Raw genomic sequence first — 24,930 nt, forward strand, 5'->3', positions numbered from 1 at the left:
TGATGCGGCAACCGACCACGCGGCTGCAGGTCAGCGGTCACCGGTTCCTGGTGCGCAGGATTGAGCACGCGCTCGTGCGCGGCGACGCCGGGATGCTCGACGATCCGCTTCGCGCACAGTCTCTTTCGCTCATCGCGGGCGCTGTGTTGACGGGCGTCGCCGTCGCGGTCTGTGCGGTGCTCGCGCTGGTGCGGCCTGCCGCCGACGTCGGGGATGCGGCCGTGATCATGGTCCGCGAGAGCGGCGCGCTGTATGTCCGGGTCGACGGCACGCTGCATCCCGTGGCCAACCTGACCTCCGCGTGGCTGGTGGCGGGCAACGCCGCGCCGCCGCGGATGGTGTCCCAGGAGGCGGTGAATCGGGTGCGGCGGGGCGCTCAGATGGGCATTCCCGGTGCACCGCAGCACATCTCCGTCCCGCTACCTGCCGAGTCGTCGTGGACGGTCTGCGACGACGGCAACGCGACGACCGTGATCGCGGGCCCGCTCGCCGACGGTGCCGTGCCGCCGGAGCGCGGGGTGCTCGTCAGGCCACTGGGCGCCGGTGCGGCACTGACCTATCTGCTCTACGACGGCCGCCGGGCCCGGGTCGACCTTCGGCATCCCGCGGTCGTGCGGGCGTTGCATCTCGACCACGTTGAGCCACAGGTGGTCTCGCCGGCTGTGCTGACCGCGATCCCCGAGGCGCCGGCGATCGTGCCGCCGCACATCCCGGAGCGGGGCACCGCGGGGCCGGGGCGGCTGCGTGACCGTCCCGTCGGCTCGGTCGTCGCGGTGCAGGCTGCCGGGCGCGGGCCCGATCTGTTCGTCGTGCTCGCCGGTGGCCTACAGCGAATCGGCGAGGTGGCCGCGGACCTGATCCGCTACACCGATGCGCGCGTCGGTGAGGAGATTCCCTCGGTGCGCCCGGATCTCGTGGGCGAGCTTCCCGTCGTCGACACCCTGCCGGTCAGCACATACCCCGACCTCGCCGGCGTCAGCCGACCATCGGTGGTGTGCGCCCGGTGGCAACCGGCGCTCGACGAGACCGGTTCGCACACAGACGTTCTCGTCACCGATACGGTTCCGGTGCGCGACGAGGCGGTCACCCTGGCCCAGGCCGACGGCGCCGGCCCCGCCGTCGACGCGGTCGCGATGCCGCGGGGCCGCAGCGCGTTCGTCCAGGCCGTGGCGCTCGGAAGCGGACCGGACAGCGTGGGGCCGCTGTTCCTGCTCAGCGATGCGGGCGTGCTGTTCGGCCTCGAGAACGCCGACACCGCCGCCCGGCTGGGCCTGCCACTGCCCGCTGGGGCGGCTCCGTGGCCCGTCCTCGCGGTGCTGCCGCGCGGGCCCGACCTGAGCGTCCGGGCCGCGTCAACCCGCAGAGACGTCGTCGCCGCGCGGCCGTGACCGGCGCAGTGCCGCGCAGAGCACCGCCACCCCGCCGACCAGTCCCGCGCAGAGCAGGACGCCCCGGGCCGGTGCGGCCGCTGCGGTCGGCCGGGTCGCGCGGGGACTGTCCGACAGCGCGGTCGCGGGGCGGGGCGGCGAGCTCGGGGCCGCGTCGCCGACCGCCGCGAGCACGTCGACGACACCGCGACCCACCGCGGGATCCCATCCGGCGGCGGGATGACGCGCGGTGTCCTCGATGCGCGCCATCACCTGCCGCGCCGTCAGCTCCGGGTGCCGCGTCCGGACCAGTGCGGCGATCCCGGTGACCAGCGGAGCGGCATAGCTGGTGCCCGACAGCGCGTTTCCCGACGGAGAGGAGTCCACCAGGCCGTCACCCGCCGCCGCGAGTGACACGATGTTCTCGCCGGGCGCCGCGACGTCGACCCACGGCCCGGCCAGGCTGAAGTCGGACGCCGACCCGTCGGCCGCGGCGGAACCGACGGTCAGCACGTAGTCGTCGTACCACGCGGGGCTGGCCACCACCGATACGGCGTCGCCACCCGCGGTGTCCCAGTGGTTCTGGCCGGGGCACTGCCCGGCCGCGCCGACGTTACCCGCGGCGCTGACCACGACGGTGTTGGTGACGTCGACGGCGTAGGCCAGTGCCGCGCCGAGCGCACGGTCGTCGAGCCCCCCGTCCGCGGACAGGCACGCCACCGACGAGATGTTGATCACCGTGGCGCCGAGGTCGGCCGCGAGCCGGACGGCCGAGGCGAGCGTCTCGACGTCACCGACCCCCGGGCCCACCTCGTCGGTGTACCGGAACTTGTTGCTGGACTGCCGGATCGAGAGCAGCGACACCTCGGGAGCGATCCCGCCGAACCCCCGGGGATCTGCCGGATCCGGAGCGGCGGCGATGATGCCGGCGACCAGCGTGCCGTGTCCGTCGCAGTCGGCGGTCCCGTCCGCTTCGGCGACGAAGTCGCCACCGGCGACCAGGTGGGGGAGGCGGCGATGGCGGGCCACGCCGGTGTCGATGACCGCGACGGTCTGTCCGGCGCCGCGGGTGAGTGCCCACACGGTCGGCAGATCGTCGAGGATGCGGCCCCGGCCGGTGGGGGCGCGGGTGGCCACGCAGTCTTCGCGTTGCTCCGTGGGGCGGGGCGGTCGCGCGGGACCTGCTGCGGGAAGCATGCTCTCGTCGATCGGCGGCGGGGTGACGGCGGCCTGGGCCGTCGGTGCCGGGGTCAGTCCGGTCGTCAGCGCGGTCACCGCGAAAACCCTGCCGAGGCGGCTCATGGCAGGGTCATCGCGCGGACCGCGTCGTAGACGCCCGCCACCCACGCGGCCAGCGGGACCACCGCCGCCAGGGCGACGTACTCCGTCAGGTGAACAGCCCAGCGGGACATCGGATTCGGCGAGGCTTCGCGCAGCCACCGCAGCAGGGCGGCCACCCCTGCCGCGGCGACGGCAGCGCACCACCACGGCGCCCAGTGCGGGGCCGCGGTCACACTCACCCACACGGTCACCGCCAGGGCCGCGAATCCCGCTGCTGACAACGTGATCCGCCGAATCGGATCGGCGTGCACGCGCTGACGCAGCAGCAGCAGCGTGGCGACGACGGCCGCGAACGCGGCGGCGAGCACCCGCGGCACCCCCGCGTCCGCGGCGACCAGGACGGCACCCGCGACGGCGGTGCCCGCCCAGCCGACCACCGAACCGGTCAGGATGCGGTGGGCCGTCTGCGCGCGTTCGGCGCCGAGGGTGGGCCGCGCCGGTCCGAGTCCCGCGGCCACGACGGTCAACGTCGGCGCGGCCGACAGCAGACCCAGCGACAGCACGGTCAGCAGCGCGCCGGTCGCCCCGACAGCCGACGCGACGACCACGTGCACCCCCGCGGCCCCGGCGACGGCACCCGCCGTCGCCGCACATCCGGACAACGCCGTCGCCGCACCGGTTCGCAAGCGCGCCAGCGTCACTGCCATCAACAGCGCCGCACCCGCGGCCAGGAGCACCGCCGGCGCCCACGTCGCGCCCACACCCGACAACGCGCCCGTCGCCGCCGCCTGGACGACCGCACCGACGGACAGCACGGTGCACAGCGGCTGCGGTGCCCACGCGGTGGCGGCGGCGACGGCACTCCCCGCGCACAGTGCCGCCGCCACCCACAGCGCCGACTGCTGTTCACTCACCCAGCCCGACCAGACCAGGGCCGCCGCCAGAACGACGGTCACCGCGAGACCCACCACGGCCGCCGGGCCCGTCCGGCGCGGAACGGGGTCCCGGACCAGTGCGCCCACGACACCCGCCGGATCACCGGGGCTCACTCGCGGCGTAGGCGGCGGCGCCGCGGTCAGCAGGATCAGGTCGCCGTCGCGAACAGCGTTGTCCCGCAGGGTCGCCGACGGATCCAGCGGCACGCCGCCCGGACGGGTCAGGAACCAGCGGATCGCTTCCGATGGCGCGACCGTCGCACCGAGCACGGCGTCGACGATGGACGGCAGCAGCACACCGATCGCGCATCCCGTCGGTATCGCGACGTCGACGGTCGCCTGCCGCACCGGCTCGTGGACAGTCACCCGGCACACCGTATCGATCACGCAGGCAACGTAACTCGTTGCGCAACGGGTGTGACGCACGAAAATTGCCGACCAACGCACGGAACGCGCCGGGCACCTGGTGCGTCTACACAAGCATGGAACCCGAGCATCCGCCGGGCGGCCGGATCGCTCTCGAGGCGCGGCCGCCGCTTCCGGATGCCACCCCTGTCAGTCCGTTCGCCCGGCTCATGCCGGTCGCGATGATCGCCGCGATGGTCGGTATGAGCGCGATGTATCTCAGATCGGGCAACGGGGTGGCTCGCAGCCCGATGATGCTGTTCCTGCCGGTGATGATGCTGGTGTCGGTGGTCGGCATGCTCGTCCACAGTGGCCGGGGTGGCGCTCGCACGGCCGAGATCAACGCCGCCCGAGCCGAGTATCTGCGCTATCTGGACTCCGTCGACGCCGTGCTGGCGACATCGGCGGTCGACCAGCATGCGTGGCTCCACCGTCACCACCCCGACCCCGCGGCACTGTGGACCATCGCCGGCTCGGGTCGGATGTGGCAGCGTGATGTCCGGCATCCTGAATACCTTGCGGTCCGGCTGGGTATCGGCACCGCGCCGGCGGCGACCACGCTCACCGCGCCCGCATCGGGGGCCGACGAAGATCCGGTCACCGCAGGCGCCGTGCGCCGCCTCCTGGAGGACCGGGTATCGGTCGGGGGTGTGCCCGCGCTGGTGTCCTTGCCTGCGGTGCACAGGGTGACGGTGACCGGGGATCCCGCCAGGGGCCGGGCGGTCGCGCGTGCGATGCTGTGCCAGGCGGTGATCGCCCATTCGCCGGACCTGCTCGGCATCGCGGTGTCGTCGAACGACCGCACCCGCAGCGAGTGGGACTGGGTGAAGTGGTTGCCGCACAGCCGGGCTGGTAACCCGCGGCACCGACTCGTCATCGCCGACGGAGCAGATTCGGCAGCGGAGGGCGACGGGGTCACGGTGCTCTCGATCCGGCCCGCCGGTCCGGGGGTGGCGGTGTCGGCGGATGCCGACGGCGCGCCGGTCGACGCCGATCTCGACACGCTGTCCCTGCCCGAGTCGGTGGCGTGTGCCCGCCGCATCGCCGGCAGGCTCCCAGCGTCGGGCGCTCCGCGGCGCACCACCGCGGACTGGCTGTCGCTGATGGCGATCGACGATCCGGAGGGTGTGGAGCCCGAGGCGATCTGGGCCGCAAGCACCGGGGCGGCGATGCTGCGGGTGCCGATCGGCGTCGGAGACGACGGTGCCGTGGTCGCGCTGGACATCAAGGAGGCGGCGGCCGGCGGGATGGGTCCGCACGGGCTGTGCGTCGGCGCCACCGGATCCGGCAAGTCGGAGTTCCTGCGCACGCTCGTGCTGGGCATGATCACGACGCACTCTCCCGACGTGCTGAACCTGGTCCTGGTCGACTTCAAGGGAGGCGCCACGTTTCTCGGCCTCGATCAGGCCCGGCACGTGTCGGCGGTGATCACCAACCTCGCCGACGAGGCGCCGCTGGTGGCACGGATGCGTGACGCGCTGTCCGGTGAGATGACGCGCCGGCAGGAGGTGCTGCGGGCGGCCGGCAACCTCGCGAACATCGGTGATTACCAACGGATCCGGGCCCGCGACGGCCGGCTGGCACCCCTGCCCTCGCTGTTCATCGTCGTCGACGAGTTCTCCGAACTGCTCAGCCGCCATCCCGACTTCGCCGACCTGTTCGTCGCGGTCGGCCGCCTCGGTCGGTCGTTGGGGGTGCACCTGCTTCTCGCGAGCCAGCGCCTCGACGAGGGCCGGCTGCGTGGACTGGAGGCTCACCTGTCCTACCGCATCTGCTTGAAGACGTTCTCTGCCGCCGACTCCCGCGCCGTGCTCGGGGTGCCCGACGCCTACCACCTTCCCGCACAGCCCGGCGCCGCGTACCTGAAGACGGCGTCGGAGCAGATCACCCGGTTCCAGACCGCGTTCGTCTCGGGGCGGTACACCCCTGCAGAGCCTGTAGGCGCCAGTGTTCCTGTGGTGCAACGCTTCACCTACGTCGCAGGGTCTGAAGCGCCCGCGCGGACCGCTGCCCCGAAGCCGGTGCTCGGCACCGTGCTGACCCGCCTGGCCGGGCGGGGCCGCGCCGCGCATCGGGTGTGGCTGCCGCCGCTGTCGCACTCCCCGGCGCTCGATGACCTGCTGCGCGGCGCCCCGGCCGGCGACCTCCGGGTGCCGATCGGCGTCGTCGACTGCCCGTTCGAGCAGCGCTACGAGCCGCTGACCGTCGACCTCTCGGGTGCGGCGGGCAACGTCGCGGTCGTCGGCGCCCCGCAGTCGGGCAAGTCCACCACGGTGCGCACGTTGGTCTCCGCGCTCGCAGCCTCCCACGACGCGCGGGCAGTCCAGTTCTACTGCTTGGACTTCGGCGGCGGCACGCTGCGCACGCTGGCCGATCTGCCGCAGGTCGGGTGTGTCGCCGGTCGGCGGGACGCAGATCTGTGCCGCCGCGCGGTGGCTCACGTCGAAACGGTGCTGAGTGCTCGCGAGGCCGAGACCCGCGACGTCCGTGAGCCCACCGATCCGCCCGCGGACGTCTTCCTCGTCGTCGACGGATGGGCGACCGTCCGGCAGGAGTTCGACGCCCTCGAGGCGGCGATCACCGCGCTCGCCGCCCGGGGCCTCTCCTACGGCGTGCACGTCGTGCTCGCCGCATCCCGATGGGCCGACCTGCGGCCCGCGCTCAAAGACCAGATCGGCACCCGCATCGAGTTACGCCTCGGAGAGGCCGCCGAATCCGAGATGGACCGAAGGCGCGCCCGCGACCTGGCCACTGCGCCGCCCGGCCGCGGCCTCACCCGTGACGGCCGCGAGATGGTGATCGCCCGCCCACCCGCCGGTGCGGTCCGACGGCACCCCGACGGGTTCGCCGTCCCGCGGGTCGAACTCCTGCCGGCGCTGGTCCGCCACGACACGATCACCGGCGGCCCGCTGCGCCGCGGGCAGGTGGTCATCGGCATCGGCGAACGCGATCTGCGGGCCGTCACCCTCGACTTCGCCGACCACCCGCACCTGCTGATCCTCGGTGACGGGGAGTGCGGCAAAACGGCCCTGCTGCGGACGTTGTGCGCGGAGCTGGTGCGCGGTCACGGCGAGGACGAGGTGTCGCTGGAGATCGTCGACTACCGGCGGACCCTGCTCGGTGTCGTCGAAACCGGCCATCTGGCCGGCTATTCGGCGTCGCCGGTAGCGCTCACCGGCCGCCTGGCGACGCTGACCGCCCGGCTGACCGAACGCATGCCAGACGAACACGTGACGCAGCGCCAGCTGCGCGAGCGCTCCTGGTGGAGCGGGCCCGAGGTCTTCGTCATCGTCGACGACTACGACCTCGTCGCCGGGGCCACCGGCAATCCGCTGACCCCGCTGGCCGACTTCCTGCCGCATGCCAAGGATCTCGGCCTGCACGTCATCGTGGCGCGCCGCTCCGGCGGGGCGGCCCGCGCCCTGTTCGACCCGGTGCTCGCCCGCCTGCGCGACATTGGGTGCTCCGGGATGATGATGAGCGCGGCGCCGGATGACGGAATCCCGACCGGCACGACGCGTCCGGGACCACTTCCCGCCGGCCGCGGCACACTCTCGGTGCGCGGTCGCCCTGACGAACTGATCCAGGTCGGGTGGCTCGACCCGCCGTGACGCCCGTCGTCGTCGAGGTGGGTCCGGCGGCGGTGCGGGGACCCGAGGCCGTGCCGGCCGAATGGGCCGAGCAGGCGATCGCCTGCCGGGGAGATCGGCTGGCGGTCGTGGACGGCCGAATCGTCGAGGTCGCGGACCTGTGGCGTGATGTGCTGGCCGCCGCGTGTGGTGCGCGGCCGCAGAGGGTGGCGCTGGTGCTGCCGACCTGGTGGCCGACATCTGCGGCGTCGACCGTCACCGCCGCCGCGCGGGAGCTGACGTCCGATGTGGTGGTGTTGCGACGGGCGGAGCTGCTGGCCGCCGCACACGACGGCGCCGTCGTCGAACTCGCCGGCGACCTCGTCGTGGTCCACCGGCCCGGGGCCCCGCTGCGCATCCTGGACCGCGAAAAGGTCTCGCTGCCAGACATTCTGGGCGGGCTCGGTCCCGCGCTGCTGGATGTGCCCGCAGGAGTCACGGCTCCGTCGGGCCGGCCGTGTGAGCGCAGCGGCAGGCAGCACGTGGTGCGCGCCGTGGCTGCGGAGACGGCTCCGGTCACACGCCGCGGGAGGACCGGACTGCGCAGAGCCGCGGTGCTCGCCGGTTGCGCGATCGCCCTGGCGGGGACGGTGCCGTGGTGGACCCGGAACCCGTCGCCCGCGCAGTGGGTGCTGTTGACCGAGGGCCGGGTCGCGATGGACGTGCCGGCGGGCTGGGCCGTGCGCCGCGTCACGGCGGGACCGGGCTCCGCGCGGGTCCAGGTGTCGGCACCCGGCGGCACACCGGCGCTGCACCTGACGCAGTCGGTCACCTCCGGACCGGCGTCCTTGCGCGATGTCGCCGAATCTCTGCGCTCGGCTATCGAACTCGCGCCGGACGGGGTGTTCGTGGATTTCCGGGCCGACGCCACGGTGGGCGACCGCCCGGCGGTCACCTACCGCGAACTGCGGGCCGCCGGCCAGACCGACTGGGCGGTGGTCGTCGACGGCGACGTGCGGATCGCCGTGGGCTGCCAGGTCGACCGACGGCCGACGGGCGGTCTCGGCGAGGAATGCGTGCGCGCGGTGCGCAGCGCCCGGGCAGTGCGCTGAAAATCGATCGCGGACAACGGAACCGAATCGGAGGCCGGTGCGTCCAACTCAGTACAGGACCAACCAGATACCAACCAGCACGGAAGGATCAGCGATGCCGATCCCGTCAGGACCCTCGGGTGCCGCTCTCACCACCGACTTCGATCTGATGTCGGCGGTGGCGGGCCGGACCGACGCGCGTAACGAAGAGATCCGGTCGATGCTGCAGTCGTTCATCGCGGAGATGAGCAGTGTGCCGGCATCGGTGTGGGGCGGGGTCGCCGCCGCCCGATTCCGCGAGGTGGTGGAGCGGTGGAACGCCGAGTCCCTGCGGCTGCACGCCGCCCTGCAGCGCATCTCCGAGACCATCCGCGACAACGAGCGCGTTCTGCGCGAGGCCACCGAAGGCCATTCCCAGGCCATCGGTTCCGTGGCCGCCCATCTCTAGAGGAGGACAAGACATGGATCCGATGCTGTCGTACGACTTCGCCGAGATCGAGCACACCATCCGCCGGCAGATCCATCTGACGTCGGCGCGATTCAACGCCGCCCTCGACGACCTGCGGGCGCAGATCGCCCCGCTGCAGCAGACCTGGACGCGCGATGCGGCCGATGCCTATCGCGTCGAGCAGGACCGCTGGGAGCGGTCCGCCGCGGCGCTCAACGACATCCTGTTCAGCCTCGGCACGGCGGTCCGCGACGGCGCCGACGACGTCGCCGCCACCGACCGCACGGCCGCCAACGCCTGGGGCGCCTGAGCAGCCCCGTCGCAGTCTGTGCGGCCCCCGGGAGGAGGGGAGCCGATCGGGGGTCGCACAGTACTGTCTGGGCTAGGCTGGCGACGGGTGTGATGGCGGACACTGAGGAACGCCGCGTGGCAATTGCGAAGACGACGAACGGACGGGCGACGACCCGCCCGTCTCCGTCGACGCTGCGGACAGTGCACGAACGGTTCATCGCCGGTGAAGTCGACGCCGAGGACCTCACCTCGTCGCTGCGCCCGGTGGTCGCGCAGAGCTGGGAGCGCAGCCTGGCCGTCGGCGTCGATCCCGACTTCCACGGCGCGCGGCCCGCCGAGGCCGTCACCGCGATCGACCGGTTGCGCGACACCCACCCGCTCGCGCCCGCTCTGCCCGTCATCCGCCGGCTGCTGGTCAACGACGCATTCGACTCCGGCGTGGTGGTCGCCGTCAGCGCCGCCGACGGGACGCTGCTGTGGGTAGAAGGCGACCCCACGGCGTGCCGCAAAGCCGAGGCGATGAACTTCGTGCCCGGCGCCGACTGGAGTGAACGCGGCGCAGGCACCAACGCGCCGGGCACCGCGCTCGCGCTGGACCGCGAGCTGCAGATCCACGGTTCCGAACACTTCTCCCGCATCGTGCAGCCGTGGAGCTGCACCGCCGCACCCGTCCACGACCCGACCACGGGGGCGCTGCTCGGCGCCATCGATCTGACCGGCGGCCCGCAGGTCGCGTCGTCGCAGACGCTCGCGCTGGTGCGCGCCACCGCGGTGGCCGTCGAGAACCACCTGGCGCTGCTGCGGGTGTCCGGCGTCGCGGCGCAACCGGCAGCCCGCAAGCCGCACCTGGTGGTACTCGGCGGGGACCGGCCCCGCTGGGTCACCACCGACAGCTACGGCCATCTGCAGGCCACCCACCTGACCGGCAGGCACGCCGACATCCTGGTGCTGCTGAGCAGGCATCCCGAGGGCCTGTCGGCCGACCATCTCGCCGTCCTGCTCGACGACAAGGACCTCGACGTCGTCACCGTGCGCGCGGAGATGTCGCGGCTGCGCAAGGTCATCGGCGCCGAGAACCTCGGCTCGCGGCCCTACCGGCTGCTGGCGCCGATCACCAGCGACATCGGCGAGGTCTTCGACGCGCTGGACGCCGGCGACGTCGAGGCGGCGCTGAACCGGTACACCGGGCCGCTGCTCACCCAGTCGGTGTCCCCGGCGGTGGCACGGCTGCGCACCCAGCTGTCCGCGACGCTGCGCGAGGCCGTGCTGGCCGAGAGCGCGCAGGGGCGCGTCGGCCTGCTCCGACGCTGGCTCGAGCTGCCCGAAGGCCGCGACGACCGCGACGGATGGCAGGCGCTGCGCGACTGCGCCGGGCTGAACGCCGTCGCCCGCGCCCGCGCGGGTGGGCACCTGGCCGGACTGGATTTCGAATTCGGCTGAACTGCGTCGGGTGATGCAACCGTGCTGCAACGGTGGCGCGCGTACGTTCAGTGACGCACACCACACGAGCAGGAGTACCACTATGACTGTGTATGCCCGACCGGGGACCGACGGCTCGCTGATGTCGTTCAAGCCCCGCTACGAGAATTTCATCGGGGGTCAGTGGGTCCCGCCGAACGCGGGCCGCTACTTCGAGAACCCGACACCGGTGACCGGTGAGTCGTTCACCGAGGTGCCGCGCTCCGACGAGTCCGACATCGAGAAGGCGCTCGACGCCGCCCACACCGCCGCGCCCGCCTGGGGCAAGACCTCGGCCGCCGAGCGCGCCGTGATCCTCAACAAGATCGCCGACCGCATCGAGGAGAACCTCGAATCCATTGCGCTCGCCGAGTCGTGGGACAACGGCAAGCCGATCCGTGAGACCCTGAACGCCGACATCCCGCTGGCCGTGGACCACTTCCGCTACTTCGCCGGATGCATTCGTGCACAAGAGGGATCGCTGTCCGAGGTCGACGTCGACACCGTCGCCTACCACTTCCACGAACCGCTGGGCGTGGTCGGTCAGATCATCCCGTGGAACTTCCCGATCCTGATGGCTGTCTGGAAACTGGCCCCGGCACTGGCCGCGGGCAACGCCATCGTCCTCAAGCCCGCCGAGCAGACGCCCGCCTCGATCCTGTACCTCTTCGAGGTCATCGGCGATCTGCTGCCCGCCGGCGTGGTCAACATCGTCAACGGCTTCGGCGTCGAGGCGGGCAAGCCGCTGGCGTCGAGCAATCGCATCTCCAAGATCGCGTTCACCGGGGAGACCACCACGGGTCGGCTGATCATGCAGTACGCCTCGCAGAACCTGATCCCGGTCACGCTGGAACTCGGCGGCAAGAGCCCGAACATCTTCTTCAACGACGTGATGGCCGCGGCGGACAACTACCAGGACAAGGCGCTCGAGGGCTTCACGATGTTCGCCCTCAACCAGGGTGAGGTGTGCACGTGCCCCTCGCGTTCGCTGATCCAGGCCGACATCTACGACGAGTTCCTGGCGCTGGCCGCGATCCGCACCAAGGCGGTCCGGCAGGGCGATCCGCTTGACACCGAGACGATGATCGGGGCGCAGGCCTCCAACGACCAGCTCGAGAAGATCCTGTCGTACATCGAGATCGGCAAGAGTGAAGGCGCACAGGTGGTCACCGGCGGCGAGCGTGCCCAGCTCGGCGGCGATCTGAACGGCGGCTTCTACGTCGCGCCGACGATCTTCACCGGTCACAACAAGATGCGGCTGTTCCAGGAGGAGATCTTCGGGCCCGTTGTGGCGGTGACGTCGTTCAAGGACTACGACGAGGCCATCAGCATCGCCAACGACACGCTGTACGGACTCGGCGCCGGGGTGTGGAGCCGCGACGGCAACACCGCCTACCGGGCCGGGCGCGACATCAAGGCCGGCCGGGTGTGGACCAACTGCTACCACCAGTACCCCGCGCACGCGGCGTTCGGTGGCTACAAGCAGTCCGGCATCGGCCGCGAGAACCACAAGATGATGCTCGACCACTACCAGCAGACCAAGAACCTGTTGGTCAGCTACAGCGACAAGGCGCTCGGCTTCTTCTGATCTGGCGCGGATCTGCCGCGACCAGACGCAAACTCGCACGGATTCCCTCGATCCGTGCGAGTTTGTGTCTGTTCGGCCATCGATCGTGGACCAAAAGTCCCTTATCCGGCATGGTCTTTCGGCGTGGAATCGAACCATGACCGAGAACACGATGCGCGCTGCCGTTGTCCACCAGCTGGGTTCCCCGCTGACGATCGACGAGCTCGAGCTGCCCAAGCCCGACTACGGCGAAGCGCTGGTGAAGCTCGAGACCTCCGGTGTGTGCCACACCGATCTGCATGCCGCACACGGTGATTGGCCCGTCAAGCCGACGCCGCCGTTCGTCCCCGGCCACGAGGGTTACGGCACCGTCGTCGCCGTCGGCGACGGCGTCGACGATCTGAAGGTGGGGGACAAGGTCGGCAACGCCTGGCTGTGGTCGGCGTGCGGGCGCTGCGAGTACTGCCGAACCGGCTGGGAGACGCTGTGCGAACATCAGCGCAACGGCGGCTACACCGTCAACGGCAGCTTCGGGTCCTACATGCTCGTCAACGCCGCCTACGCCCCCCGCATCCCCGACGGTGTCGATCCCGTCGAGGTCGCGCCGATCCTGTGCGCGGGCGTGACCGTCTACAAGGGCCTCAAGGTCACCGACACGCGCCCGGGACAGTGGGTCGCGATCTCCGGCATCGGCGGCTTGGGCCACGTCGCGGTGCAGTACGCGACCGCGATGGGCCTGCGGGTCGTCGCGATCGACGTGGACGACTCCAAGCTCGCGCTGGCCACCAGCCTCGGCGCCGAGGTCGTCGTCAACGCCCGCACCGCCGACGTCGTCGCCGAGGTGCGCAACGCCACCGGCGGCGTGCACGGCGTGCTGGTCACCGCGGTGCACCCGGAGGCGTTCGGGCAGGCGATCGGGCTGGCGCGGCGCGGCGGCACCATCGTGTTCGTCGGGCTGCCGCCCGGCGACTTCCCGGCGTCGATCTTCGACATCGTGCTCAAGGGCCTGACCATCCGCGGCTCGATCGTCGGGACCCGGCAGGACATGGTCGAAGCGATCGACTTCTTCGCCCGCGGGCTGATCCACCCGACCGTGCACACCGCCGCCCTCGACGACATCAACACCGTGTTCGCCGACATGGAGCAGGGCCGCATCGACGGCAGAGTGGTGATCGACTACCGCTGAGGGGTGGCATGTTTATCCGGCTGCGTTTCTGAGAAGTCCCTGAATGGCTTATCCGGGACACAGGCAGGGAGTGCAGCGTGTCGACGAACTCAGAACGCCGTGTCGCGGAGCATCAGAAGTCCGATGATTATCTGCAGCAGCGCCAGCTGAAATCCGGCAGCGCGGGCTGGCTGCTGCTCGCCGGTCTCGGTGTCGGCTACGTGGTGTCCGGGGACTACTCCGGCTGGAACTTCGGGCTCGCCCAGGGTGGCTTCGGCGGGCTGGCCATCGCAGCGGTGATCATCGCCGCGATGTACCTCGCCCTGGTGCTCGGCATGGCGGAGCTGTCCTCGGCGCTGCCCGCCGCCGGCGGCGGCTACACCTTCGCCCGCCGCGCACTCGGTCCGTGGGGCGGGTTCGCCACGGGCACCGCGATTCTCATCGAGTACTCGATCGCCCCGGCCGCGATCGCGACGTTCATCGGCGCCTACGTCGAGTCGCTCAACCTCTTCGGCATCCGCGACGGGTGGTGGGTGTATCTCGCGGCGTACGCCGTCTTCATCGCCATTCATCTGTCCGGGGTGGGCGAGGCGCTCAAGGTGATGTTCGTGATCACCGCGGTGGCACTCGTCGGCCTGGTCGTCTTCGCGATCGCGGCGGTGGGCCGCTTCGACGCGGCCAACCTCACCGACATCGCCGCCACCGACGCTGCCGGCGCCTCGTCGCTGCTGCCGTTCGGTTACCTCGGCGTCTGGGCGGCGCTCCCGTTCGCGATCTGGTTCTTCCTGGCTGTCGAGGGCGTGCCGCTGGCCGCCGAGGAGGCCACCCGACCGGAACGCAATGTGCCGCGCGGCATCATCGCCGCGATGGGCGTGCTGCTGGTCACCTGCGCGACGGTGCTCGTGCTGGTTCCCGGAGCGGGCGGCGCCGACGCGATGTCCGGCTCGGGCAATCCGCTGGTCGAGGCACTCGGCGACACGACCGCGGCGACCGTCGTCAACTACATCGGCCTGGCCGGGCTGATCGCCAGCTTCTTCTCGATCATCTACGCGTACTCCCGGCAGTTGTTCGCGTTGTCGCGCGCGGGATACCTGCCGACCGCGCTGTCGGTGACGAACCGACGCAAGGCGCCGACGCTGGCGTTGATCGTGCCGGGACTGGTGGGCTTCGCGCTGTCGCTGACCGGGCAGGGCGACCTGCTGCTGAACATGGCGGTGTTCGGCGCCGCGGTCAGCTATGTGCTGATGATGGTCAGCCACATCGTGCTGCGCCGGCGCGAACCGGACATGAACCGTCCCTACCGCACGCCCGGGGGCGTCGTCACCACCGGCTTCGCGCTGGTCATCGCCTCGCTCGCGGTGATCGCCACGTTCCTGGTCCACGTGGTCGCCGCGCTGTGCTGCCTGGGCGTGTTCGCGCTGTTCATGCTGTACTTCGCGATGTACAGCCGGCACCGGCTGGTGTCGAACTCGCCCGACGAGGAATTCGCGATGGTCACCGCGGCCGAGGACACGCTGTCCTGACCGGTGCCGCTGCGCCGGGGAGCGTTTTGACCTGCGGCGACGGCCGCAGGTAAGCTGCCTCGTTGGCGTGCGCTGCGCTTGCTGGAACCTCGGGTCTCCGTCGGTCGCCGGGGCAACGAGAGCGTACGCCTGACCGGCACCCGGACAGTCCGGGATCCACCCGAGAGAAGAAGAGGTAGCGCTGTGCCTACGTACACGCCGAAGGCGGGTGACACCACGCGCACGTGGTACGTCATCGACGCCACGGACGTGGTGCTCGGCCGGCTCGCCGTCGAAGCAGCCAAGCTGCTCCGCGGCAAGCACAAGCCGACGTTCACGCCGAATGTCGACGGCGGTGACTTCGTCATCGTCATCAACGCCGAGAAGATCGCCGTCAGCGGCGACAAGCTGACCAAGAAGTTCGCCTACCGCCACTCCGGGTATCCCGGCGGCCTGCGCCGGCGCTCGATCGGTGAGCTGCTGCTCAAGCACCCGACCCGCGTCGTGGAGAACGCGATCATCGGCATGCTGCCGCACACCAAGCTCAGCCGTCAGGTCCAGAAGAAGCTGAAGGTGTACGCCGGCCCGAATCATCCGCACGCCGCGCAGCAGCCGATTCCGTTCGAGATCAAGCAGGTGGCCCAGTGACCGAACCCGAGTACACGACCGAGACCGTCGAGACCGAGGTCTACGCCGAGTCCGAGGCCGCGCCGCGCGAGCCCATCGTCATCGACCGTCCGATCCAGACCGTCGGCCGCCGCAAGGAGGCCGTCGTCCGCGTCCGCCTGGTGCCCGGCACCGGCCAGTTCCACCTCGACGGCCGCACCCTGGAGAACTACTTCCCGAACAAGGTGCACCAGCAGCTCATCAAGGCGCCGCTGGTCACCGTCGATCGGGTCGATCAGTTCGACATCTACGCCCACCTCGACGGTGGCGGCCCCTCGGGTCAGGCCGGCGCGCTGCGCCTGGCCATCGCCCGGGCGCTCATCATCGTCCAGCCCGAGGACCGGCCTGCGCTCAAGCGCGCCGGCTTCCTCACGCGTGACCCGCGTGCCATCGAGCGCAAGAAGTACGGTCTGAAGAAGGCCCGTAAGGCGCCTCAGTACAGCAAGCGCTGATCACTTTTTCGACACGGCGCCCGGTCGCTCCCCACGGAGTGGCCGGGCGCCGTGCCGTTGCGGTTAGGTTGCTCGCAGAATCGTGTGAGAGGTTGTCACCATGGCTCGACTGTTCGGCACCGACGGCGTGCGCGGAGTCGCCAATCGGGATCTGACCGCCGAATTGGCGATGGCACTGGGTGCCGCGGCGGCGCGGCGGCTCATCAGAGCCGGCACGGCCCGCCGACGGGTCGCCGTGGTGGGCCGCGATCCCCGTGCCAGCGGCGAGATGCTGGAGGCGGCCGTCCTCGCCGGCGTGACCAGCGAAGGTGTCGACGTGCTGCGCGTCGGTGTGCTGCCGACCCCTGCGGTGGCCTACCTGGCCGCCGCCTACGACGCCGACTTCGGCGTGATGATCTCCGCCTCACACAACCCGATGCCCGACAACGGCATCAAGATCTTCGGCTCCGGCGGTCACAAACTCGACGACGACACCGAGGACCGCATCGAGGAGCTGGTGCACCAGGGTCCCGGTGACCGGCCCACCGGCGCGGACATCGGCCGCGTCGTCGACGCCGAGGACGCGCTGCAGCGCTACCTGCGACACGTCGGCACGGCGGCCGCCACCCGCCTCGACTCCCTGACCGTCGTCGTCGACTGCGCCCACGGTGCGGCGTCGACCGCGGCGCCGCTGGCCTATCGCGCCGCCGGCGCCAACGTCATCCCCATCCACGCCGAACCCGACGGCGTGAACATCAACGACGGCTGCGGTTCGACGCACATGGAGTCGCTGCGGTCGGCAGTGGTGTCCTACGGGGCCGACCTCGGCCTCGCGCATGACGGCGACGCCGACCGCTGCCTGGCCGTCGACGCGCACGGCCGGGTCATCGACGGCGACGCGATCATGGTGGTGCTGGCGCTGGCGATGCAGGAGGCCGGCGAGTTGGCGCGCAACACGCTGGTGGCGACCGTGATGAGCAACATGGGTCTGCACCTGGCGATGCGGGCGGCCGGCATCGATGTCCGCACCACCGGTGTCGGGGACCGCTACGTGCTCGAGGAACTGCGCGCCGGGGCGTTCGCGCTGGGCGGCGAACAATCCGGACACATCGTGCTCCCCGGTTTCGGCACCACCGGCGACGGCATCGTCACCGGCCTGCGGTTGATGGCGCGGATGGCCCAGACCGGACGCAGCCTGGCCGAGCTCGCCGCGCCGATGCAGACGCTGCCGCAGGTGCTGATCAACGTCGAGGTGGCGGACAAGGCGACGGTCGCCGACGCGCCGTCGGTGCGTGACACGGTGGCCGCCGTCGAGGCCGAGCTCGGGGACACCGGCCGAATTCTGTTGCGTCCCTCCGGGACCGAACAGGTGGTCCGGGTGATGGTGGAGGCCGCCGACGAGGACACCGCGCGGCAGCTGGCGGTGCGGGTCGCGGAGTCGGTCAGCGCCGAGAGCTGACGCCGGGGCGGAACCATCCGGGCGTCTCCTGCGTCCAACTCCATATGGGGACCACAGGTGTCGACGTGCCGAGGGTGCGGGCGATCGCGCGCGAATACGAGACAGCGGCGGGTATCGTCGACAGCGTCGCGCGAAACCAGCTGGGCGCCTTGGTGTTCGGCGGAGCGACGGCCGGTCGCGCGTACGTCGCGCACGGGGAGGCGTTGCGTGGCGCGCTCGACGACGTGGTGCTGGCGCTGCGGCACTGGTCCCGGGCGGCAGCGGAGATCGCGGCGGTGCTGCGGTCCTCCGCCGACCGTTACGTCGACGCGGACGCGCGCGCCGCCGAGCGGGTGGGGTAGTGGTCGCGGAGTTCGACGTGCCGGGCCGGTTGGCGCAGGGCCGCCCCGCGGTGGACACGGTGGCACAGTACGTGTGGGCCAGTCGTCAGGTGGGGTATCAGCATCCGGACCTCACGCTGCACGTCGGCCAGCTGCGCGACTGGTACGACACCGAAGGCGGCATGAATCTCACTGCTCTGCAGCAGGATTGCGCGGCTTTCGACGCTGCGGTGCGCGCTGCCGACGAGGCGTTGGCGGTCCAGGAGCGACAGTTGGCGGCGCTGCCGGCGGCCTGGGAGGGGGTGGGCGCGCAGGCGTCGCAGGACTTCCTGCAGCGCCATGGCCTCGCGGCGGCCGGGGTGGCGGCCGCGGTGCGCACGGCCGCCGACACGCTGCGCCGGCTGTCCGAGCAGTTGTGGCAGGCCGTCGACGCCAAGGTCGACGCCGTCGTGGCCGTCGAGGCGGATGTCGGCGCCGCGCGAACGGACTGGCTGGCGGCGTCGGCCGCGGTCATCTCCGGGGTGGGGGACCGGGCTGCCGCCGCCGAACTGGTCGACAGTGCGGTGAAGCCGTTCGTGGACAGCCGGATTCGCACCGCCTGGCTCTCCGCCGTGCAGTCTGCGGGTGCGGCGGTGGCCGATGCCTATCAGGGCGCCACCGCCGAGATCCGCGCCGGGTCGCACGCCAGGTTCGAGATCCCCGGTGACCTCGGACCGACGCCACCATCCCCGATGCATCGTGAGATACCCGCCCCGGCGACCGCATCGGCTCCGGCGCCCGCGTCCGCGCCCCCGCCTGCGCCGGCCGCGACGCCTGTCGCTCCGGTGCCGACGATGCCGTCGGCATGGGAACCGCCGCCCCCGCCTGCGGCCGCTGCTCCGCTTGCACCCCCGCCGGCACCCGCCCCGATGGCCCCGGCGATGGGCGCCCCAATGCCTGACCTCGGTGGCGGCAGCGGTCTCGGCGGTGGTGCGTTGCCGGCCGTCGGCCAGCGGTTCGCGGACGCATTGAGCGGACTGCTGGGCGGCGGCGGGACGAGCGAAGCGGGCCTCGAGCCGCCCGGCCTGGAACCACCTCAGCTCGACCCACCGGAGCCGACCGACGAGGAGGACGAGCCCGAGGAGGACGAACCCGAGGAGGACGAGGACGAACCCGAGGAGGACGAAGCCGAGGAGGACGAGACCACCGACGAGGAGTCCGAGGACCCGCCCGTCGAATCCGGCGAATCGGTCGAACCCGTCGAGCCAGTCGAGCCCGTCGAGACGCCACCGCCCACACCGCCACCGCCACCGCCTCCGGCCGAGCCGCTCCCGCCGCTCGACGACGAGCGGACGCCGTGCGCGATCGCCGCCGACGAAGTCCCTCAGGTCGGCGAACCACCGGAGTAGCCTCCGCGGCGTGAGACTGCGATTCGGCGAGGCCGCGGTTCTGTTCGTGGTCGGCGGCCTCGCCGCACTGATCGGCGACCACAGCCACGTGGTGACCGGCACGACGGTCTACCTGACCGACGGGGTGCCGTTCGTCTGGAGCAGCCCGTTCTGGTTCCCGCTGCTGGTGGGGGCCGCGACGGTGTCACTGGCCGAGCTGCGGCTGCACCTGCCGACCCTCCGCAGCGACGTGACGGGCAGACAGGCCCTCGCCGGCGTGGCCGCGGTCGTGGGCATGTACGTCACGACCGCGCTGCTGCACGGCAGACCCGTGCTCCCCGCGACCGCGTTGATCTGCGTCGCCGCCGTCCTCGTCTGGTGCGCGCTCGGCGACATGCCCGGCGCGGTCTGCGGAACCGCCGTGGCGATCGTCGGTCCGGCCGTCGAGATCGGGCTGGTCCGGCTCGGCGTCTTCGCCTACAACCCGGGCTCCGACGCGCTGTTCGGCGTCGGCCCGTTCCTGGTGCCCCTGTACTTCGCGTTCGGGGTCGTCGTCGCGTCGATGGCCGAGCTGGCCGTGGCGCGGCGCCCGCAGCTCCTCGCGCCGGTGTGCGACACCGTCAGCCGCGGGCGAGGTGCCGGCTGATCACCAGCCGCTGGATCTGGTTGGTGCCCTCGAAGATCTGCATGATCTTGGCTTCGCGCATGTAGCGCTCCACGCGGTAGTCGCGGGTGTACCCCGCGCCGCCGAACACCTGCACCGCATCGGTGGTCACCTTCATGGCCGCGTCGGTGGCGGTCAGCTTGGCCACCGACGCCTGCCGCGAGTACGCCATGCCGGCGTCGCGGCGCCGGGCCGCGTCCAGGTACGTCGCCCGTGCCGCATCGACCGCGGCGGCCATGTCGGCCAGCACGAACGCGAGTCCCTGATGGTCGATGATCTTGCGGCCGAACGTCGTCCGCTCCTGGCTGTACGCCACCGCCGCGTCGAGCGCGGCCTGCGCGAGCCCGACCGCGACGGCCGCGATGCCCAACCGGCCGGAATCCAGGGCACTGAAGGCGATCTGCAGGCCCTGCCCCTCGGCGCCGATCCGGCGGCCGGCGTCGAGGAACGCGTCGTCGTAGTGTGCCGCGGTGGTCGGCACGGCGTGCAGGCCCATCTTCTCCTCCGGCCTGCCGAAGCTCAGCCCCTCGGTGTCGCGGGGCACGAGGAAGCACGAAATACCCTGTGCGCCTTCACCGGTCCGGGCGAAGAGGTTGTAGAAGTCGGCGATGCCGCCGTGGGTGATCCAGGCCTTCGATCCGGTGATGCGGTAGCCGCCGTCGACGGCGGTCGCCTTGCATGTCAGCGCGGCCGCGTCGGAGCCGGCCTGCGGCTCGGACAGGCTGTAGGCGCCGATCGTCGAGCCGCCGAGCATGTCGGGCAACCACCGGTCGCGCTGCTCGTCGGTGCCGAACGTCATCAGCGGATGACACGACAGACCGTGCACGCTGACGGCCACCGCCACGGCCGCCCAGCGCGCCGCGATCTCCTCGAGCACCTGCAGGTACACCTCGTAGGGCTGACCTCCGCCGCCCCAGTCCTCGGGATACGGCAGGCTCAGCAGCCCGGCCTCGCCCAGGGTGGCGAACACGCCGTCGGGATAGGTCTCGTCCCTCTCGTGCCGGTCGACGACGGGATCGAGCACCTTGTCGGAGATCTGGCGGGCGAGGTCGATGAGCTCATGCGCCTCGTCGGTGGGAAGCAACCGGTCCACAGGCATACGGCGGACAGTACTACAGGACCGTCTGCAGTACTATCAGCCGGGTGAGCACGCCCGCGTTCGCGACCCGTCGGCGCACGGAGCTGTTCGATGCGCTGGTCGCGCTCTTCCTCGCCGAGGGGTTCGCGCACCTGACGCTCGATGACATCGCGGCGCGGCTGCGCTGTTCCAAATCCACGCTCTACACGCTGGCGGGCAGCAAGGAGCAGCTGGTGGCGGCCGCCACGGTGCACTTCTTCCGGTCGGCGACCGCGTTCGTCGAAACACAGGTGGCCGCCGCCGACGGCGCCCGCGAGCGCATCGCGGCGTACCTGTCGGCGGTGGGCGCCGCGCTGGACCCGGCATCGGATCAGTTCATGGCGGACCTCGACGCCTTCGCCCCGGCCCGCGCCACCTACGAGAAGAACACCCGCATCGCGGCGCGGCGGGTGCAGGAACTGATCGCGGCCGGCGTGGCCGCGGGTGAGTTCCGCGACGTGCACGCCGCGTTCGCCGCCGAGTTGGTCGCGACGATGATGGTGGGCATCCAGCAGCGCGCCGTGCGCGAGCGCACCGGCCTCGACGACGCGGACGCCTACCGCGAGCTGGCCGCGATCCTCACCGGCGGCATCCAGGCCTGAGTCACAGCGTGGTGACGTAGCCCCCGTCGATGCGGACATCGGCGCCGGTGATGTTGGTGGCGCGGTCCCCGGCCAGGAACACCGTGAGGTCGGCGACCTCCTGCGGTGTGGTGAAGCGTCCCGTCGCCGCTCCGGCGGCCACCGAGTCCACCACCTGCTCGGGGGAACCGCCACTGGCGGAGGCGAATTGGGCCGCGACGCCGTCGTCGGCGAGCCACAGGTCGGTGGCGACGGGACCGGGACTGATGGTGTTCACGCGAATGCCCTGCGGCCCGAACTCTTTCGAGAGGCTCTTGGTGTAGTTGGCCAGCGCCGCCTTGGTGGCGCTGTAGTCGATGATGTTCCATTCCGGCAGTGTCGCGTTGACCGATCCGATCATGACGATCGCGCCACCGCCGCGGGCCAGTAGATGGGGGATCGCTTCGCGGGTGGTGCGCACGGCGGACAGGAAGTTCAGCGACCAGGCGGCGGTCCAGTCGTCGTCGGTCACCGACTGGGAACCGTCGAATCGCGGTGTGACGGCACCGGCGTTGTTGACCAGGATGTCGACGCCGCCGCGCTCGGCCGCCGCGGCGACGAGTGCTTTCGGCCCCTGCGCGGTGGACAGATCTGCGGTGACGAACGTCGCGGTGCCTGCAGCCTCGAGCGCCTCCAGTCCTGCGCTGTTGTGGCGGGCGCCCGCGACGACGAAGGCGCCCGCGGCGGTCAGTGCCTCGCTGATCGCCAGGCCGATGCCCTTGCTGGCTCCGGTGACGACGGCGATCTTGTCGGTGAGGTCGATGCGCATAGGTCGGCACTCTGCCAGGGCAGTCGTGGATCGGCCGGTCAATCGGCCAGGTTGAAGGCCTTCACCACCTTGGTCGGCGTGACGCGCACGATCAGTTCGCCCGGCACGCCGTTGCGCCGGCCGAATTCCTCGGCCCGGTCGGCGCCCATGTACCGGCCGCCGATGCGGGTGGCCACGGCGATCAGCTCGTCGGGGTCCTCGCTGGTGGCCGCGGTGCCCTGCACCTGGACGAACGAGAACGGCGGCCGTTCGTCGTCGACGCAGATGACCACCCGCGGATCCCGGGCCAGCGCGCGGCCCTTGGCGGTGTCCCTCCCGGTGTTGAAGACGAGGTCGCCGCCGTCCACGACGAACCACACCGGCGCGACGAGCGGGCGACCGTCCGAGGCGAGGTACCCCAATTTCGCGGTGCGGGTGCCCTCGGACAGGAAGGCGATGACGTGGTCGTCGAGGCCGGTCGGTTCGGTCACATCAGCGACTGTAGTTCCTCGACCCACGTCACGGTCTCGCGTCGATCGCCCGTCAGCGGATGCACCAGCAGCGTCGTCACGCCGGCTTCGGCGAACGCCGCCACCCGCTCCTTGACGAAGCCGCGCGGACCCACCAGCGACACCTGGCGTACCAGCTCGTCGGGCACCGCGTCGATCGCCTCGGTCTTCTTGCCCGCGAGGTACAGATCCTGAATGTGATCGGCCACCTCGCCGAAGCCGTAGCGGGTCGCGAGGTTGTGGTAGAAGTTGCGTCCCCGCGCGCCCATGCCGCCGATGTAGAGCGCCAATTGTGGCTTTGCCCAAGCCAATCGATCGTCCACGTGGTCGCCGATGGCCAGGCTCGCGCTCACCATGACGTCGAGCGGTCCGAGCGCCGGGTCGCGCTTGGCCGCGCCGGCCCGCAGCGCGTCGCCCCAGACCTCGTCGGCCTTCTCCGGGTAGAAGAACACCGGCTGCCAGCCCTCCGCGATCTCGGCGGTCAGCTCGACGTTCTTCGGACCCAGGGCGGCGATGGTGATCGGGATCCGTTCGCGCACAGGATGATTGATGAGCTTCAGCGGCTTTCCGAGCCCGGTTCCCCTCTCGGCCGGCAGCGGCACCTGATAGTGCTTGCCCTGGTAGTCGATGCGTTCGCGGCGCCAAACCTGCCGGCAGATCTCGACCACCTCTCGGGTGCGGCCCAGCGGCGCGTCGAACGGCACGCCGTGGAAGCCCTCCACCACCTGCGGCCCGGAGGTGCCCAGTCCGAGCCGGAAGCGGCCGTCGGAGACGTAGTCGAGTCCGGCCGCCGTCATCGCCATCAGGGCCGGGGTGCGGGTGTAGATCGGGACGACGCCCGTGCCAAGCTCGATCCGCGAGGTGCGGGCCGCGAGGAAGCCGAGCTGGCTGATCGCGTCGTAGGAGTACGCCTCGGCGACCAGCGCGATGTCCGCGCCGACCTTCTCGAGTTCGACGACCTCGTCGACCGCATCGAGAAAGCCGCCCGCATAGCTGAGAAAGATGCCCGTCCGCATTCACTACATATACACCCAACCAGTTGGTTGGGAGCAGCCCGGGCTCAGGGCTTGAGCAGCGCGACGACCTTGTTCTCCAGATCGACAGGGTCGTCGGAGAACGGATCCATCACCGTCGTCTTGGGGAGTACGGCCTCCGGATCGGCGAAATCCTTGTACGGCCCCTTGCCCTTGTCGCTGGTGAGCATGTGCAGCAGATAGCCCGTCATCAGCGCCCGCACGATGCGCTGCGTGCCCTTGTCGGCGCCGGGCAACCCGACCACGGTCGCGAGTCGCCTGCCCTCGACCAGGCCGCCCGCCTTCGTCTTGGAGGTGCTGCGCAGCGTCGCCGACTTCCACGCCCGCGCCAGTTCGACGGCGTTCGAGCGCAGCGTCATCGGGTCACCGGGGTCGACCAGGATCAGCCCCGGAACGGTCAGGCCGGAAGCGGGCTGCTCGGCCGGCGGGCTGGAGACCAGCGGGTACGCCGCGAACACCGCCCTCGGCTTCGCCGGCATCCCGGCCGCCGCGAACACCGCGGCCGATGCGCCGAAACCGTGGCCGGCGACCGCCAGCTTGCCCGGGTGCACGCTGATGTCCCCGGTGCCCAATCGCACCCCGGCGATGATGTCCAGCGTGGTGCCCAGGTCGTAGGCCAGGTTGAGCACCGACGGCGCCAGCGACGTCTCGGTGTTCGGCGCTGCCGCCACGATGCCCCACGACGCCAGATGCTCGAGCGTGCCGTCGTAGCGCTCGGCCGATGTGATCCAGTCGTGGCCGAACGCCACACCGGGCAGATTCTTGCCGGTCGCCGGGGTGTAGACGGTGCCGGGAAGACCGGCAAAGGCCAGGTCACCGCGCAGAACCTTGTGCGGGCCGCGGCGGGTCAACGCGCTGAAGAGCTTCTTCGTGCTGGCCACGCGACGACCGTATCCCACCCGGGTGGACAGCGTGT

Annotated in this window: 23 protein-coding genes; 16 read left to right on the forward strand and 7 right to left on the reverse strand. The window is 71.2% G+C overall.

Features of this window, described 5'->3' with window-relative positions:
* Window positions 1-2 precede the first annotated feature (2 nt).
* Window positions 3-1,388, forward strand: a complete 1,386-nt coding sequence (gene eccB, locus MCHLDSM_RS21010; RefSeq protein ID WP_048471849.1) for a type VII secretion protein EccB — start codon at window positions 3-5, stop codon at window positions 1,386-1,388.
* Here eccB and mycP read toward each other — a convergent pair.
* Both mycP and eccD read right to left on the reverse strand, forming a co-directional pair.
* Window positions 1,353-2,669 (reverse strand): type VII secretion-associated serine protease mycosin, encoded by a 1,317-nt coding sequence (gene mycP / locus MCHLDSM_RS21015; RefSeq protein ID WP_048471850.1) that lies wholly within the window; start codon window positions 2,667-2,669, stop codon window positions 1,353-1,355. The two genes, eccB and mycP, sit on opposite strands and share 36 nt — an antisense overlap.
* The gene (gene eccD / locus MCHLDSM_RS21020) at window positions 2,666-3,949 is read right to left on the reverse strand and encodes a type VII secretion integral membrane protein EccD (RefSeq protein ID WP_053083046.1); all 1,284 of its coding nucleotides are present in this window, start codon (window positions 3,947-3,949) and stop codon (window positions 2,666-2,668) included. Before eccD ends, mycP begins: the two co-directional genes overlap by 4 nt.
* 116 nt (window positions 3,950-4,065) lie before the next feature.
* Here eccD and eccCa point away from each other — a divergent pair, with 116 nt between their 5' ends.
* The 14 genes from eccCa (at window position 4,066) to MCHLDSM_RS21090 (ending at window position 19,968) form a co-directional block, all read left to right on the forward strand.
* Window positions 4,066-7,599: a type VII secretion protein EccCa gene (eccCa, locus tag MCHLDSM_RS21025; RefSeq protein WP_048471852.1), complete on the forward strand. Its 3,534-nt coding sequence runs from the start codon at window positions 4,066-4,068 to the stop codon at window positions 7,597-7,599.
* Complete coding sequence (locus MCHLDSM_RS21030; RefSeq protein WP_131722667.1) at window positions 7,581-8,669, forward strand: type VII secretion-associated protein; 1,089 nt, start codon at window positions 7,581-7,583, stop codon at window positions 8,667-8,669. The genes eccCa and MCHLDSM_RS21030 overlap by 19 nt, the downstream gene beginning before the upstream one ends.
* Before the next feature lie 94 nt (window positions 8,670-8,763).
* A complete protein-coding gene (locus MCHLDSM_RS21035; protein ID WP_048471854.1) occupies window positions 8,764-9,096 on the forward strand; it encodes a WXG100 family type VII secretion target in 333 nt (110 codons plus the stop codon).
* A gap of 13 nt (window positions 9,097-9,109) precedes the next feature.
* A complete protein-coding gene (locus MCHLDSM_RS21040; protein ID WP_048471855.1) occupies window positions 9,110-9,406 on the forward strand; it encodes a WXG100 family type VII secretion target in 297 nt (98 codons plus the stop codon).
* Between the two features lie 92 nt (window positions 9,407-9,498).
* Entirely contained in the window at window positions 9,499-10,827 is a 1,329-nt protein-coding gene (locus tag MCHLDSM_RS21045; RefSeq protein ID WP_174545942.1) for a helix-turn-helix domain-containing protein, read from the forward strand.
* Window positions 10,828-10,909: 82 nt separating this feature from the next.
* Window positions 10,910-12,433: an acetaldehyde dehydrogenase ExaC gene (gene exaC, locus MCHLDSM_RS21050; RefSeq protein WP_048471856.1), complete on the forward strand. Its 1,524-nt coding sequence runs from the start codon at window positions 10,910-10,912 to the stop codon at window positions 12,431-12,433.
* 136 nt (window positions 12,434-12,569) lie between these two features.
* Complete coding sequence (adhP, locus tag MCHLDSM_RS21055) at window positions 12,570-13,598, forward strand: alcohol dehydrogenase AdhP (RefSeq protein WP_201780394.1); 1,029 nt, start codon at window positions 12,570-12,572, stop codon at window positions 13,596-13,598.
* 77 nt (window positions 13,599-13,675) lie between these two features.
* Window positions 13,676-15,100, forward strand: a complete 1,425-nt coding sequence (eat, locus tag MCHLDSM_RS21060) for an ethanolamine permease (protein ID WP_048471857.1) — start codon at window positions 13,676-13,678, stop codon at window positions 15,098-15,100.
* Window positions 15,101-15,283: 183 nt separating this feature from the next.
* On the forward strand, window positions 15,284-15,727 hold the full coding sequence (rplM, locus tag MCHLDSM_RS21065) for a 50S ribosomal protein L13 (protein ID WP_048471858.1): 444 nt from the start codon (window positions 15,284-15,286) through the stop codon (window positions 15,725-15,727).
* Window positions 15,724-16,197, forward strand: coding sequence for a 30S ribosomal protein S9 (rpsI, locus tag MCHLDSM_RS21070; protein ID WP_048471859.1), 474 nt, complete (start codon window positions 15,724-15,726; stop codon window positions 16,195-16,197). Before rplM ends, rpsI begins: the two co-directional genes overlap by 4 nt.
* 100 nt (window positions 16,198-16,297) lie before the next feature.
* Window positions 16,298-17,635 carry a phosphoglucosamine mutase gene (glmM, locus tag MCHLDSM_RS21075; protein WP_048471860.1) on the forward strand — a complete coding sequence of 446 codons (1,338 nt, stop codon included), beginning with the start codon at window positions 16,298-16,300 and terminating at the stop codon, window positions 17,633-17,635.
* 44 nt (window positions 17,636-17,679) lie between these two features.
* Window positions 17,680-17,976, forward strand: coding sequence for a DUF7162 family protein (locus tag MCHLDSM_RS21080; RefSeq protein WP_048471861.1), 297 nt, complete (start codon window positions 17,680-17,682; stop codon window positions 17,974-17,976).
* Window positions 17,976-19,343 (forward strand): hypothetical protein, encoded by a 1,368-nt coding sequence (locus tag MCHLDSM_RS21085; protein ID WP_048471862.1) that lies wholly within the window; start codon window positions 17,976-17,978, stop codon window positions 19,341-19,343. The genes MCHLDSM_RS21080 and MCHLDSM_RS21085 overlap by 1 nt, the downstream gene beginning before the upstream one ends.
* A gap of 10 nt (window positions 19,344-19,353) precedes the next feature.
* Complete coding sequence (locus MCHLDSM_RS21090; protein ID WP_048471863.1) at window positions 19,354-19,968, forward strand: diacylglycerol-binding protein; 615 nt, start codon at window positions 19,354-19,356, stop codon at window positions 19,966-19,968.
* On the opposite strand, the gene MCHLDSM_RS21095 is transcribed toward MCHLDSM_RS21090, so the two are convergent.
* Window positions 19,943-21,085, reverse strand: coding sequence for an acyl-CoA dehydrogenase family protein (locus tag MCHLDSM_RS21095; protein WP_048471864.1), 1,143 nt, complete (start codon window positions 21,083-21,085; stop codon window positions 19,943-19,945). The two genes, MCHLDSM_RS21090 and MCHLDSM_RS21095, sit on opposite strands and share 26 nt — an antisense overlap.
* Window positions 21,086-21,129: 44 nt before the next feature.
* Between MCHLDSM_RS21095 and MCHLDSM_RS21100 the strand changes: the two genes are divergently transcribed.
* A complete protein-coding gene (locus MCHLDSM_RS21100) occupies window positions 21,130-21,705 on the forward strand; it encodes a TetR/AcrR family transcriptional regulator (protein WP_048471865.1) in 576 nt (191 codons plus the stop codon).
* Between the two features lies 1 nt (window position 21,706).
* On the opposite strand, the gene MCHLDSM_RS21105 is transcribed toward MCHLDSM_RS21100, so the two are convergent.
* The 4 genes from MCHLDSM_RS21105 to MCHLDSM_RS21120 are packed head-to-tail and all read right to left on the reverse strand — an operon-like array spanning window position 21,707 to window position 24,895.
* Complete coding sequence (locus MCHLDSM_RS21105; RefSeq protein ID WP_048471866.1) at window positions 21,707-22,492, reverse strand: oxidoreductase; 786 nt, start codon at window positions 22,490-22,492, stop codon at window positions 21,707-21,709.
* Window positions 22,493-22,530: 38 nt separating this feature from the next.
* On the reverse strand, window positions 22,531-22,962 hold the full coding sequence (locus MCHLDSM_RS21110) for a PPOX class F420-dependent oxidoreductase (protein ID WP_048471867.1): 432 nt from the start codon (window positions 22,960-22,962) through the stop codon (window positions 22,531-22,533).
* Entirely contained in the window at window positions 22,959-23,996 is a 1,038-nt protein-coding gene (locus MCHLDSM_RS21115) for an LLM class F420-dependent oxidoreductase (protein WP_048471868.1), read from the reverse strand. Before MCHLDSM_RS21115 ends, MCHLDSM_RS21110 begins: the two co-directional genes overlap by 4 nt.
* A 44-nt stretch (window positions 23,997-24,040) precedes the next feature.
* Window positions 24,041-24,895 carry a dienelactone hydrolase family protein gene (locus tag MCHLDSM_RS21120; protein WP_048471869.1) on the reverse strand — a complete coding sequence of 285 codons (855 nt, stop codon included), beginning with the start codon at window positions 24,893-24,895 and terminating at the stop codon, window positions 24,041-24,043.
* Window positions 24,896-24,930 lie beyond the last annotated feature (35 nt).

The sequence above is a fragment of the Mycolicibacterium chlorophenolicum genome (assembly GCF_001044235.1).
GTDB lineage: Bacteria > Actinomycetota > Actinomycetes > Mycobacteriales > Mycobacteriaceae > Mycobacterium > Mycobacterium chlorophenolicum.